The following is a 13,502-nucleotide window of genomic DNA, read 5'->3' as shown; positions in this document are numbered from 1 at the left end:
TGCTATATTTTTTCGCGAGTCTAATTTTAGTTATACCCGTTTTAAATTGCTTATTTTGTCCTAATTTCTGAGGATTCCAGATGTTCGCTGCCGCCGCCGGCTCACCAAATTTAATGTTACAAGCCACTATCTTTTTGGGAGCAGCGCTGCTCTTTGTTCCCCTTGGTAAACGCTTCGGTATTGCAACGGTCCTAGGCTACCTCATCACAGGGCTTATATTGGGTCCAAGCGGTTTGGATGTGGCGGGTGATGCTGAAAGTCTACTGCACTTTTCAGAGTTTGGCGTGGTCATGCTGCTATTTATCATCGGGCTTGAGCTGCAACCCTCGCGGCTTTGGGCGCTGCGCCGCTCTATATTCGTTCTTGGCGGTCTACAGGTTGGGCTGACTGGTACACTATTGATGGGGCTATTGCACCATTTTTTCGCCTTACAGCTAGATACTGCTTTTATCGTTGGCTTTGGTTTAGCACTCTCCTCGACCGCTTTTGTGCTACAGATATTGACCGAAAAACAGCAACTTTCGAGCACACATGGCCGCGAAGCTTTTACTATCTTACTATTCCAAGATATCGCGGTTATTCCTTTATTAGCAGTCATTCCGTTCCTATCGGGGGTTCGTGAGCAAAGCTACGATTTACTGTACTTTGGGAAAGTATTCGCAGTCTTTGCTGGTCTCATTTTTGCCAGTCGTTATGTGGTTCGACCATTCTTTAAGTTTGTGGCCTCAAGCGGTGCTTCAGAATTACTAACGGCGGTCGCGTTATTTATTGTTATGGGCGTGTCTATTTTGATGGGTCAAATTGGTCTATCAATGGCACTAGGTGCATTTTTGACAGGCGTGTTGTTAGCTGACTCTGAGTATCGACACGAGTTAGAGGCCAGTATCGAACCGTTTAAAGGATTGCTATTGGGTCTATTTTTCATGTCAGTCGGTATGCTCACTGACGTCAAACTCATTTTGGCCAAGCCGATATTTATCATTGGCTGTGCCCTCGCCTTAATGTTTATCAAATTTGCAGTGATTGCAGCCATTGCCAAAGTATCTGGCAACCGCTGGCCAACCAGTATCAGATTGGGTGTGACCTTGGCACAAGGCGGTGAATTTGCCTTTGTTCTGTTCAGTGTCGCCACCGCCCAAAGTGTCTTACGTCCTGATCTTGCCAATACGCTAAACCTTGTCGTTACGATCTCAATGGCACTGACACCATTAGCCTTTTTGTTGTTAGAAAAAATAGGCGAACCATTATTTGCCAAGCGCAAACCAAGTCGAGAATACGACACCATTCCCGATCATGAGCATCAGGTAATTATCGCAGGCTTTGGCCGAGTCGGTCAGATCATCGGTCGTGTGCTTCGTATGCATAATATTGAATTCACAGCCATTGAACGTTCTGCCAACCGAGTAGATTTCGTGCGTAAATTTGGTAACCAAGTCTATTACGGCGATCCAAAAAACCCTGAGATTCTACGAGCTGCAGGTATTCAAAAGGCGCGTGTCTTTATTTTGGCAATCGATGATTTAGAGCGCTCCATCACTACCGCTCAGTATTTACGCAAAAACTATCCTGAGTTGATTATATTAGCTAGGGCGCGGGATCGTCAGCATTACTACCGTTTGCGCGAAGTTGGTGTGCGTCACATTTGGCGTGAGACTTACTTGTCATCTTTAGACATGTCACGTGAATCGCTACAGCTACTCGGTATCTCTCCGGAAAAAGCTCGAGAGACAGTAAAAACATTCCGTGATTATGATGATGACTTAATTGAGCGTCAGCAAGCCATTTACGATGATGAAGCCAGCATGATTGAGTCCGCACAATCAGCGATGGCAGAGCTTGAAAGCCTATTTGATGAAGATATCGGCAAAGCGCGCAAGATGGATTTGACCGATTTCTACGAAGCCTTAAAGAGCCAAGCGACGCCAGTTGACGAACCACACGATACCGCAACAGACTCTAAACACTAGCAAAAACTAGATAGGTATAGCCCCTAGTCAGACAGGCAGTTTTTAGGGGCTTGTTTTTTATTTAGTGAGCTTGTGCAATCCCAGTTATCACTGTCTGGTATATGATAAAAAACCAATGTCTGCTCGTTCAGATAGCGGATTGGAAATGTCACGTTCTGGATCGTAGCAATCACCGCGCAATCCGTCTCTAGCACACCAGCCGCTTGACTATCGACATGCATACGTACCTGCTGCTGCTCGGTACTGAGCGGTAAATCTACAGGACACCGCCCAGTCTGCTGATAAATCAATGCCACTCGGTTTTGGGCATTTTTGGCAATATCATAAGCATCAAATAGCACCTCATTTTCTTTTGGTTTGGCGATAATAGGTAAAAACTGCACCTTAATGACCAATAATGCAAAGGCGAAAAAACCAAACCCCAATGCTAAGCCAAATAAACTGACGCCGCCTTCTTTTTTCAAATGCGCTTTTTGGGCAGCCTCATCACGTGGATAATCATTAATCACATCCGCGATCTCACGTCGCGCCATCCGGTAATAATATGCATCTGTCCAGCGTGCCACCATAGCAGACCAAAACAACCAAATAATCGCAGCAATACCGATCCGCGTCGCCATTTGATAAACGTCTGGCACATAAGACATCGCCACAAACTCAAAGGCAACAAGCACAATGGCGACATTAAGCTGAATAAATGACCATCCTGCCACGCTATACACAATGGCATCCATATAGCGTTTACGGTATAACAGCCAAGGAAACGTCATAAAAAATGCAGCCCAATGCCATTTTGGCGACAGATAGCCTTGCTGATCAAACTGCTCAAAGCGCTTGAGATAATAGCGCTGGGTACGATCACCGATAAACCATTGATCCAGTTGCTTGCGTTTAGCAGGTGTTAATGACTCTTGATAAAACGGTGGCGGTGAATCCGTCTCAATAAATAGCATGGCAATACGCTCTACTGACTTTAAAAAACATCCTTAACGATGACACTATGATAACGCTAAAACCCATATCTAGGATAGAGAAACGACAGAACTGAGCAGCAAACGCGCTAAAATAAGATTGTACGTTCACAGTTGTATGGATTTGACTTATAATGAGTCAACATCACCCACTTAATTAAGCCTTACAAATCCTATGAGTCAACATTCTGATATCAATGACACCATCAACAGCCTTGACACTACTGATGAGCAAACCTCTAATAATACTAGTGCGCCTATCGATACGGATACAAACGCTAGACATGAGATAGAACCTGGCTCTGACAAACATATCCGCATCGTTAATACTTTTATGAAGCGGCGTACGCACATGAACAAAAACGCCGAGCTAGCACTCACTGCACCAGAGTTTTCTGAGTATCTGGTCAATAACAGTTTCGGCGATGGCGACCTTTCAGGTATTGATGATTTGCGATCATTGTTCGCTGATAGTCCAAATGGTTCTGACGCACCGCTGACCTTGGAGATTGGTTTTGGTTTGGGTGATTCATTTATCGAGATGGCAGCCGCAGAGCCCGCGCGCAATTTTGTTGGTGTCGAAGTTCATGAGCCAGGTATTGGTAAATGCGCTTATATGGCAGGAACGCAGAACTTGAGCAATGTCAAAATTATCAATGGCGATGCTATTCAATTGCTGAAGCAACTACCAGAAAATCACATTGATCGTATTCAGCTATACTTCCCTGATCCATGGCAAAAGAAACGTCATTACAAACGCCGTTTTGTCAGTCCTGAGCGTATGGCTATCGTTACGCGCAGTCTAAAACAAGGCGGCTGGTTTCATACAGCCACTGACTGGGAGCACTATGCATTTTGGATGGTTGAGGTATTGGATGGGTTTGCTGGATTGACCAATAAAGCAGGCGCGGGCAACTTCACCGACCGTCCTGACTTTCGTCCAATGACCAAATTTGAGCGCCGCGGTCTTGAGCGTGGTCACGGGGTCTGGGACTTGATCTATATCAAAGACTAACAAATACAATCTTGCTATCGATAATTTTGACAAAGCGGCTATTCTATTTAGCCGCTTTTTTATGCCCGTTTATAAACTTGCTATCACAACAATAAATGTGCTTGGCGGGTCGTTGGTTGCTTTTATCTCGTCATACTCTTGACTTCAAAGCCCTATAGTATGGTAATACGTGGAAGAATCACAAATTGTAATTATGTGAAACATAGCGGCCAGAGCACAGTTTGTCGACGAGAAATCATCTTTAACGCTTAATACTGGAAGCTTGCAATATATGACCTATACACGCAAGCATAGATACCATAAGGGCTTCGAGAGTTCTCCCCATAAGCTGTGGATAACCCTGTGTATAAGTCACTACTTGACAACTATATACCTAGGAAACTTAAAGGATAAGGTAAAATCGTTCATTTTTTGTACAATTTAAAAATAATTTAAAAACAATAACTTATATTAAATATAAAGCCATAAAAAATTATTTTAAATATTTTTAAAAATAATTTAGCCGTTTATAATGTTTCACAACCAATAAAAATGAGTACATTATTTGCTGTGGACAACTCATAAGTCTATTGACAAACATAGCTGTTATCAGGTTCAAAAACACATTTAAACGAATGGCTATCTTCGTGAATCCTCACTCTTATATCGTACGACATTCAGTGTCGTTTAGCGTCGTCCAAGACTCAATATAGCGCTTGGATTTTGTTATAATTACTCTATCGAATCAATAGCACTACAGAGATTCAGATAGCTATTAGTCGTTAATATCCGACTCAAAAGCTATTGTAACTGTGATTTATTATGAACTTATTTTTACTTCTCTCGTTATTTAATTTTACTGTATAGTAGAGCGATATCTCGATATTACTACTGATAGCAATCATATGACAACCTGTGTATTTGAGCCAGTTGTCAGAGCGCTAATAGCTATATGATTTATCTTATTAGCGCTGCTCAGTATGCACCAGTTATCACTCTTAGACGTATAAATCTTTTATCTGTAGCGCCAAATCAATTATCAAAAAAGGAATCCAGTATGGACGACAATAAAGCCAAAGCCCTCAAAGCGGCATTAGGTCAAATTGAAAAGCAGTTTGGTAAAAATACCATCATGCATCTGGGTGATGACTCAGCCATTCTTGATGCCGATGTGGTCTCAACAGGCTCTCTTGGTCTAGATATCGCACTTGGTATTGGTGGATTGCCAAAAGGACGTATCATCGAGATCTACGGCCCTGAGAGCTCAGGTAAAACCACAATGACCTTGCAAGCAATCGCGGAGTGTCAAAAACAAGGGGGCACCTGTGCATTTATCGATGCTGAGCATGCGCTTGACCCTGTGTATGCACGCAAGCTAGGCGTCAATACCGACGATTTACTACTGTCGCAGCCTGATAACGGTGAGCAAGCACTTGAGATTACTGACATGCTCGTGCGTTCAGGCGCAATCGATATGATCGTTATTGACTCGGTTGCTGCCTTGACTCCGCGTGCAGAAATTGAAGGCGAGATGGGCGACTCACACATGGGTCTGCAAGCGCGTCTGATGAGCCAAGCGCTACGTAAGATTACTGGTAATGCTAAACGCTCTAATTGTATGGTTGTGTTTATTAACCAAATCCGTATGAAAATTGGTGTTATGTTTGGTAGCCCAGAGACTACAACTGGTGGTAATGCCCTCAAATTCTACGCCTCTGTACGTATGGACATTCGCCGCATTGGTGCGGTCAAAAATGGCGATGAAATCATCGGTAACCAAACCCGTGTCAAAGTCATCAAAAACAAAATGGCACCGCCGTTCCGCCAAGCTGAGTTTGAGATTACTTATGGCGAAGGTACCAACCATTTGGCCGAAGTGATTGACTTGGGCGTCGAGATTGGCGCGGTTGGTAAGGCAGGTTCATGGTACAGCTATGGCGATGAAAAAATCGGTCAAGGTAAAGCCAATTCTGTGCTTTTCTTAAAAGAAAACCCTGCTATTGCCAAAGAGATCGAAGATAAAATTCGTGATGAAAAGCTTGGTAAGAAAAAAGATAGCAAAGCGCCTGAAACTGACGATGTAGAACTGGCACCTGAATCTGTACAATAATGGTTCACTAGTAACCATTATCAGTGACCGCTATAAATAATCATGACTTATTATGAAAATTAAAACATTGGCTGAAATCTTAGCTGAGTCGGAAACCGGCTCAGCTAGTTCTGTTGATAGCAAACGAAAAAAACCTACTAAACACTCCTATCAAAACACATCTAACAAATCAGGTAAATCTAGCAAGCTTTCTAAAGTCCCAGATCAAGATCATTCAAGCACTAGTGAGCCTACTGTTGACACATCATATTTTGAAGAATCTTCTGCTAAGATAAAAAAAAACTCTAAATCCAAAAAATGTAAAAAACGCTTTCATCCAGCTGCTAACTTCACCGCTGAGCCAAGCGATACACCTGCTTATCAGCCACCTGAAGCACAAACCATCAAAGAGATGCTGGCCGAGGTCAAGAACAGCGTACGTAGTGGTGATGCAGAGAATGACATAGCTGAAAACGACAACTATGCCCCCTCGTTTGAGCAATCAGAATGCGGAAGTGAACGTCCATCATTTGATGATAGTGCAGTAGAAAACCAAAACGATAATATACCAGCCGCGCTTAAAGCTTATTTGCGCACCCCTGAACAAAAGCAAGCAGAAATCGATGCTATCAAAGCTGAGAGCCGGCTACGTTGGCTTGCCTTCTATTACTTGTCACGGCGCGAATACGGCAAGGCTGAGCTCAAGCAAAAGCTAATCGACAAAGAACAAGACCCAGAAAAAATCGATGCCCTACTTGATGAGTTTGAGGAAAAAGGCTATCAGAGCGATTACCGTACTACCCTAATGCTGATACGTGAGAATATCCGTAAAGGTCGGGGACGCGGGCGTATTAAGCAAGAGTTCTATCGCAAAAAAATCGCGATGCCAGGTAACATCGATGAATTGATTGATATGGCAAATAGTGAGTCTGAAGAGTTTCGCGAGTTCGTTGATCCTGATGACAGCTTAGTTGAGGGGGTTGATTGGCTCAAACTAGCGGTAGAGGCTCGCACTAAGAAGTATGGTGACACTATACCAGTGGAGCAAAAAGAAAAAGCTAAGCAGCTGCGATTTTTGCAGTACCGAGGGTTCAATACTGATATCTGTTTCGCTGCGCTCAACTACACCGTGGAAACGTTAGATGAGCGCTTTTGAAATCTTCATAGCACTGCCAAACGATCTCTGAACATCAATACCATTGTCATTGTAATGAACACAAAGAAGAGCACGTTATTAAACGCGCTCTCACGATATAAATCTAGGCGGTACTTAAACTATTTATTATTTTAATGTTCCAAGACGACTAGATAACTGATTGATAATTTGATCAATCTCTTCATTAGCTTCCGCTTCATTATCTAAATTACCATTGGGCGTTAGCTGGTTCATCACCTCGGGCAGTAATTCAGCCAAACCTTGACGTACTTCTGTTTCGTTTGCACCCGTACGCGCTGCTACTTGCTGAATCTCACGCTCATCAAACAGCTGATTTATCTCACTTGGGTCTAGATTGTCATTGATTTCATTGGTACTCATCCAAGAGCGTGCTTGGTCGCCATGGCCCATGCCAGTGATTTTTGATAGCGCACCACCGATACCGCCATTACGCTTGATCCAGCTCAGCACCATTGGCATAAGGACAGCGATAAGCATCCCCTTACCACCAAAACCACTATTGCTACGCTGACCCCCTAATACACTGCCTAAAATATCACCCAGTCCACCAGCACCTGAGCTGACGCTCCCACGCTGATTACCACCAGCCAGACCACCAATGATATCATCTAAACCAAAACCATTATCTGGCTTACGATCGTATTGCTGCGGATTGTAGCCACCTGCTTGACTACCGCTGCCCAATACGCTGCCTAGTATATCGCCCAAGCCACCTGTACGACGTGGATTGATACGCTGATTCACTGGATGGCGTTGAGCATCCTCTGGATTCATCGCACTACGGGCCACTTGGCTCACTAAATTCCCTAATAAACTCATGATATCTTCCTCTTATCGTCATATTATTTATGATACAAGCTGACTGCCTACCGTTGTCCATACTGGTTTTTCATGGCATAAACTGGAAGTACAATGCAGTTGGTTCATATACTTTATTCGTGAGTTTCAATATAACAAAACTCTTTGGAGACCAAGATAGGTATTTTGTTATGACATGTAGGCATTCGTAAGCCTATAACAGAAGAGTAAGACTAAATAGAAACGTGAAGATCAATCAGTATATTTTACCCTGTTTAATCCTTATTAATATTGGCTAAAACACTAAGCGTTCGCCATTCCTCTGGGCTTACTTGATCACGAAATATGGTGATAGATAGAGGGCGCTGATAAGGCTCTACTATGTTGAACTCAAAATTTATCGCCCATTGATAGTAATGTGTAGAAAGTAGCTGTGCTTGCCACAGCTCATCGCCTCGACTTGTCTGAATCAACAACTGCCACTGTTTATCCATACGTTGATCAAGGGGTGGCTGGCTAAGATGTCGTAGTGTCAAACGTGTCAGAAATAAATAGCCAACAATGGCTAGCGAGACAGTCAAAATCAGCAAATATTGCCACCATGCCAAAGCCGCAAGCCACGCTAAGACAATCATGATCGCAGTTAAACCCACATAGAGCAGCCGGCGTAGCCGACTGGTAGAATGAATAGCTGTATCAATGCGCAGCGCCGTTGCTAGGGTCATATGGGCGCGCCATGAGAAATCATCAGTATTGTGCCTATCAAGTACAAAGCCTCTACACCAAGTCTTTGGTGTGTCGCCATGTTTTTATTTTATTAACGAGTGCCCATATATCATCCTCTGCTGGACGATTTTGATTGGTAAAATAATCCAATAAATCAGGGTCTTCATGCGTGAGCATCTGAGCAAATGTCTCTTGCTCTGTTGGATCTGCTATCAGATATCGCTCTTTGACATAAGGATCGATATAAAAATCTAACTCTTTCAAGCCGCGACGAGCTTGATAAATAATACGGCGCTGCTCATTGGTCGGTTCTGGCTGAGTGATACTGGTCATAAAGATACTCTCTTTCATTTCAATAGTTTTTGATGTGGTATTCAATCATAGTGGAAAATTAGATTGTAGATATTGTATTTATCACGGTGTAGCTTTATCGAGTATTTGTATTAATAATACAATGCTTATGATGGTACGCTGATAATTGACTCCATAATGCCACTGCTTGCTGCATCATGCCTACATTATGCGTGCGAATGATGCTGGCACCTTGTTGTAGCGCAAATATCCCAGCAGCAGTCCCTACTGCGTCTCGTTCTATAGCTTGAGTGGTCTGTACTGTTTTGACACCACTATTGGTCAATACCTCTGCCAAAAAACGTTTACGTGAAATACCAAACATCATGGGTAGGCCCAATGCCTGTAGGCTGTCTAACTGACTTAATAAAGCACAATGATGCTCATAGTTTTTGGCAAAACCAAAACCTGAATCAATAATAATATTTTCCTGCTTAACCCCAAGGCGCGTTACCTCTTTGATACGCGTGGTCAGTTCTGTGCTCACTTCATCAATCACATTATCATACTGTGCCAGATTGTTCATCGTCGTTGGCTCACCGCGCATATGCATCAGCATGACAGGAATATCAAGGCTAGCGGCCAGTTCTGCAGCGCCAGTACGTTTTAACGCCCTGACATCGTTCCAAATATCAGCACCAGCATCAAACGCTGCCTGCATGACCTCTGGGTTGCTGGTATCAATAGATAACCAAATATCATCTACACAATGCTGGCGTATAGCTTGTACCACTGGCACAACCCGTTGTAGCTCTTCAGTAGTCGATACAGCATCTGCATTGGGGCGAGTAGATTCACCGCCAATATCAATAATAGTAGCACCGTTATCCATCATCTGCTGACAATGAGCAACGGCATTCTCTACCGCATTGAACCGCCCACCATCCGAGAATGAATCTGGCGTTACATTCAAGATACCCATGATATGCGGCTCAGACAAATTCAAGGTTTTATTACGGCTCGATATTTTGTAGTTGGGTAAAGGCTGAAATAATGACATGACCGATCCATCATAAATAAATTGTATAAAATAGCTCGAGAGTTCGTTATCTGTGCTTATGATACCAGTAAATCTTATGACGTCCTAAGCCCTTCATAAAATGAAAGCAATAAAAAAGCCCTTTATGATAAAGGGCCTTTTATTAAACTTCAATCAGAACTGCCTTACATCGCCGGTAATGGTGGCGGTGTAGAAGTAGTCGTCTTAATGTCATTTTTTGACAAGTTGACTTCGTTATGCTGATAGACTCTTGGTGGACGCGGTTCTTCACCTGCTAGAATATCTTGCAGTTGGTCACGGTCGATGGTTTCCCAATTCATGAGCGCTTCAACCATTGCATGCATTTTATCTTGATTGGCTTCAATCAATTCGCGAGCGATATCGTACTGCTCTTCTAGCATACGGCGCACTTCTTCATCAACCTTTTGCTGCGTGGCTTCTGAAATCGTACGGCCACCACCGCCAAAGTATCCTTGCGAGCTGTCATCATCTTCATACACCATGATACCTAGTGCATCAGACATACCGTACTTGGTTACCATGGCGCGTGCCATTTTGGTTGCACGTTCAAAATCATTTGAAGCACCTGTTGACATCTGATTAATAAAGACTTCTTCAGCAATACGACCACCGAACAAAATCGCAATGTCGCTTAACATCTTAGATTTATACATGCTGGTTTGATCGTGCTCAGGCAGCTGCCAAGTAACACCAAGCGCAAAACCACGAGGCATGATAGTGACCTTATGCACCGGATCTGTACCTGGCAGTAGTTCAGCTACTAGCGCATGACCCGCTTCGTGATACGCAGTTGCTCGGCGCTCTTCTTCGCGTATCACCATGGATTTGCGCTCAGGACCCATGTATAACTTATCTTTTGCATCTTCAAAATCATTCATGTCGACGCTGGTTTTGTTACGACGCGCGGCAAACAAGGCTGCTTCGTTTACAAGGTTAGCAAGCTGTGCACCACTGAACCCTGGCGTACCACGAGCAAGAGAACCTGCATCGACACTGATGGTGTTCGGCAACTTTCTTAAGTGTACTTTCAAGATTTGCTCACGACCTTTGATATCTGGCAAGCCCACTTGAACCTGACGGTCAAAACGACCTGGACGCAATAATGCTTTATCAAGCACGTCAGCACGGTTGGTTGCAGCAATAACAATAACACCTTCATTGCCTTCAAAACCATCCATCTCAACCAATAATTGGTTCAATGTCTGCTCACGCTCGTCGTTACCGCCGCCCATGCCAGAGCCACGATGACGACCGACTGCATCAATCTCATCAATAAAGATAATACAAGGGGCGCTCTTTTTCGCCTGCTCAAACATGTCGCGTACACGTGATGCACCAACACCAACAAACATCTCAACAAAATCAGAACCTGAAATTGAGAAGAACGGTACTTTAGCTTCACCAGCAATGGCTCTTGCTAGCAATGTCTTACCCGTACCCGGTGGACCTACCATTAAGATACCACGAGGAATCGTTGCACCAAGTTTGGTAAATTTATCCGGATCACGCAAAAAGTCAACCACTTCAACGACTTCTTCTTTGGCTTCTTCACAACCAGCCACATCTTCGAAGTTCACCTTGATTTGGTCTTCCGTCAGCATTTTGGCTTTTGACTTACCAAAGCTCATTGGGCCGCCGCCTTTACCGCCTGCACCGCCCTGCATATTACGCATAAAGAATAAAAACAGACCAATAATCAGTAAAATTGGGAAACTGGCTATCAGTAGTTGCATCAATACGCTTTGGCGCTTTGGTGCGGTCCCTTGGACTTCGACTTGGTTCTCACGTAGCATTGGCATCAACTGGTCATCTGACACAGCCGGTCTAATGGTCTCAAAAGATGAGCCATTTTTCTTTTCGCCGGTGATCTGTTCGCCGTCAATTTCGACACTGGCTACTTGGTTTTCTGACACAGCGGTCACAAACTCAGAGTAGTTAAGGTTATCTGGCTCAGATGATTGATCAAAGCCGCTAAACACCAGCACTAAAACGCCGATTACCACCAGCCACAATAAGGTATTTTTTACCATGTCGCTCACTAGTTATTCCCATCCCTTACTTATTGGTGTGTTTATTAAACACGTGACGTCTATAAACGTATTGCTCATTTTTAACGAGTATCCCGATAATAAAAAGCTGCTAAATTAAACTTATATGAGTTACAGGTAGCATAAAAATTGTTTTTATAAATAATCAGTATGAGATAAACATAGATATACGATCATTGAGCTTGTAAAACGCTTATTATCAGACGACTTTGCCTAAAACGTATGCTAAAAACAAAGGTAATATACCATGATATATGGCGCTAACCTGCATAATTCAAGCAGGTTTCACGATTATTCAGTTAATGAATGTAGCGCTTTTTATACGACCATAATGATAGTTTATGGTGACTGATTAACTCGCTTACAATAGCAGCAACTCATTGATGTTAAAACTATTTAATCGCCACCCAAAACATCTCTTTTGAGCGCGGACGTGACGCACCTGGTTTTATACTACGAATCTTACTAAAATCCTGCTGCATCTGCTTGCGTAATTCTTGTGTGCCTTCGCCCTGAAACACTTTCATAATAAGTGCGCCACCTTTTGGTAAGGTTGATAAAGCAAAGTCCACTGCCAGCTCGCATAAGTACATCATACGCGGCTGATCGATAGCGCTATTCCCCGCCGTATTGGGTGCCATATCAGACAATACCACGTCGACTTGCCTATCGCCTACTTCTGCCATAATGGCGTCAAACACCTCAGCTTCACGAAAATCACCTTGAATAAAGGTAACATTAGGCAAAGCATCCATCGCCAGAATATCAGAGGCAATCAAGATACCGTCGTCACCAACCAACTGTCCCGCTACTTGAGACCAACTGCCAGGCGCACTACCCAAATCTACCACCGTCATGCCTTTTTTAATCAGGTTGGTTTTTTCGTTAATCTCTAATAATTTATAAGCGGCACGGGCACGGTAGCCATCTTTTTGAGCCTTTTGTACATAATGATCGTCAATGTGCTCTTTCATCCAAGCACTGCTGCTCTTTGATAGTTTTTTGTTTTCGATACGCGTGGCCAAAATACCTGCTCCTATTACTTTACAAGACCTGAGTACCCTCTCTTTGATCTTTATATCACAAGCACACTCATTTGAATGTGATGTCAATTACGCAAGAGGTGTCATCAATCAGGCTATTAGTTCATTGGTGGTTGCAAACTGACTAAATTCTATTGGTTAAATGACTGTTTTATAAGGCAGTAGCGTTTATAATGTACCAAACATTCAGTTTAACATTTTCGTCACGTAAAATCGTGCAAAATCCTGCTGATCTCATGCAAGATGGTCACAGATTATCTATAATGATCCATAACTGTTTTTGACAGTACCATTTTTATTTTTACCAACACCTAGGA

Annotated in this window: 11 protein-coding genes; 4 read left to right on the top strand and 7 right to left on the bottom strand. The window is 43.2% G+C overall.

The features are described 5' to 3' along the window. Nucleotides 1-80: 80 nt before the first annotated feature. Complete coding sequence (locus AC58CZ_RS00925) at nucleotides 81-1,967, top strand: monovalent cation:proton antiporter-2 (CPA2) family protein (RefSeq protein ID WP_494223623.1); 1,887 nt, start codon at nucleotides 81-83, stop codon at nucleotides 1,965-1,967. 23 nt (nucleotides 1,968-1,990) lie between these two features. Here AC58CZ_RS00925 and AC58CZ_RS00920 read toward each other — a convergent pair whose 3' ends face one another. Beyond that, on the bottom strand, nucleotides 1,991-2,920 hold the full coding sequence (locus tag AC58CZ_RS00920) for a pilin (protein WP_494223624.1): 930 nt from the start codon (nucleotides 2,918-2,920) through the stop codon (nucleotides 1,991-1,993). A 193-nt stretch (nucleotides 2,921-3,113) separates the two neighbouring features. Between AC58CZ_RS00920 and trmB the strand changes: the two genes are divergently transcribed. The 3 genes from trmB to AC58CZ_RS00905 all read left to right on the top strand — a co-directional run bounded on the left by trmB (nucleotide 3,114) and on the right by AC58CZ_RS00905 (nucleotide 7,177). Further along, nucleotides 3,114-3,953 (top strand): tRNA (guanosine(46)-N7)-methyltransferase TrmB, encoded by an 840-nt coding sequence (trmB, locus tag AC58CZ_RS00915; protein ID WP_494223625.1) that lies wholly within the window; start codon nucleotides 3,114-3,116, stop codon nucleotides 3,951-3,953. 1,036 nt (nucleotides 3,954-4,989) lie between these two features. Beyond that, a complete protein-coding gene (gene recA, locus AC58CZ_RS00910) occupies nucleotides 4,990-6,042 on the top strand; it encodes a recombinase RecA (protein ID WP_494223626.1) in 1,053 nt (350 codons plus the stop codon). Between the two features lie 52 nt (nucleotides 6,043-6,094). Continuing rightward, nucleotides 6,095-7,177 carry a regulatory protein RecX gene (locus tag AC58CZ_RS00905; RefSeq protein ID WP_494223627.1) on the top strand — a complete coding sequence of 361 codons (1,083 nt, stop codon included), beginning with the start codon at nucleotides 6,095-6,097 and terminating at the stop codon, nucleotides 7,175-7,177. 126 nt (nucleotides 7,178-7,303) lie between these two features. On the opposite strand, the gene AC58CZ_RS00900 is transcribed toward AC58CZ_RS00905, so the two are convergent. The 6 genes from AC58CZ_RS00900 to AC58CZ_RS00875 form a co-directional block, all read right to left on the bottom strand. After that, the gene (locus AC58CZ_RS00900) at nucleotides 7,304-8,017 is read right to left on the bottom strand and encodes a YidB family protein (RefSeq protein ID WP_494223628.1); all 714 of its coding nucleotides are present in this window, start codon (nucleotides 8,015-8,017) and stop codon (nucleotides 7,304-7,306) included. A 254-nt stretch (nucleotides 8,018-8,271) separates the two neighbouring features. Beyond that, on the bottom strand, nucleotides 8,272-8,721 hold the full coding sequence (locus AC58CZ_RS00895; protein ID WP_494223629.1) for a hypothetical protein: 450 nt from the start codon (nucleotides 8,719-8,721) through the stop codon (nucleotides 8,272-8,274). A gap of 52 nt (nucleotides 8,722-8,773) precedes the next feature. Beyond that, nucleotides 8,774-9,055: a succinate dehydrogenase assembly factor 2 gene (locus AC58CZ_RS00890; protein WP_494223630.1), complete on the bottom strand. Its 282-nt coding sequence runs from the start codon at nucleotides 9,053-9,055 to the stop codon at nucleotides 8,774-8,776. Between the two features lie 94 nt (nucleotides 9,056-9,149). Beyond that, entirely contained in the window at nucleotides 9,150-10,073 is a 924-nt protein-coding gene (gene folP, locus AC58CZ_RS00885) for a dihydropteroate synthase (protein ID WP_494223631.1), read from the bottom strand. A 164-nt stretch (nucleotides 10,074-10,237) separates the two neighbouring features. After that, nucleotides 10,238-12,133, bottom strand: a complete 1,896-nt coding sequence (gene ftsH, locus AC58CZ_RS00880) for an ATP-dependent zinc metalloprotease FtsH (RefSeq protein WP_058024584.1) — start codon at nucleotides 12,131-12,133, stop codon at nucleotides 10,238-10,240. A gap of 401 nt (nucleotides 12,134-12,534) precedes the next feature. After that, the gene (locus AC58CZ_RS00875; protein ID WP_058024583.1) at nucleotides 12,535-13,167 is read right to left on the bottom strand and encodes an RlmE family RNA methyltransferase; all 633 of its coding nucleotides are present in this window, start codon (nucleotides 13,165-13,167) and stop codon (nucleotides 12,535-12,537) included. Nucleotides 13,168-13,502 lie beyond the last annotated feature (335 nt).

It is taken from the genome of Psychrobacter sp. CR212, from assembly GCF_059693765.1.
This window is presented reverse-complemented; position numbering and strand designations above follow the sequence as displayed.

Bases quoted from the DNA above. Each gene is read 5' to 3' on its own strand.
- AC58CZ_RS00925 (WP_494223623.1), top strand. From the start codon at position 81: ATGTTCGCTGCCGCCGCCGGCTCACCAAATTTAATGTTACAAGCCACT.
- AC58CZ_RS00920 (WP_494223624.1), bottom strand. From the start codon at position 2,920: ATGCTATTTATTGAGACGGATTCACCGCCACCGTTTTATCAAGAGTCA.
- trmB (WP_494223625.1), top strand. From the start codon at position 3,114: ATGAGTCAACATTCTGATATCAATGACACCATCAACAGCCTTGACACT.
- recA (WP_494223626.1), top strand. From the start codon at position 4,990: ATGGACGACAATAAAGCCAAAGCCCTCAAAGCGGCATTAGGTCAAATT.
- AC58CZ_RS00905 (WP_494223627.1), top strand. From the start codon at position 6,095: ATGAAAATTAAAACATTGGCTGAAATCTTAGCTGAGTCGGAAACCGGC.
- AC58CZ_RS00900 (WP_494223628.1), bottom strand. From the start codon at position 8,017: ATGAGTTTATTAGGGAATTTAGTGAGCCAAGTGGCCCGTAGTGCGATG.
- AC58CZ_RS00895 (WP_494223629.1), bottom strand. From the start codon at position 8,721: ATGACCCTAGCAACGGCGCTGCGCATTGATACAGCTATTCATTCTACC.
- AC58CZ_RS00890 (WP_494223630.1), bottom strand. From the start codon at position 9,055: ATGACCAGTATCACTCAGCCAGAACCGACCAATGAGCAGCGCCGTATT.
- folP (WP_494223631.1), bottom strand. From the start codon at position 10,073: ATGTCATTATTTCAGCCTTTACCCAACTACAAAATATCGAGCCGTAAT.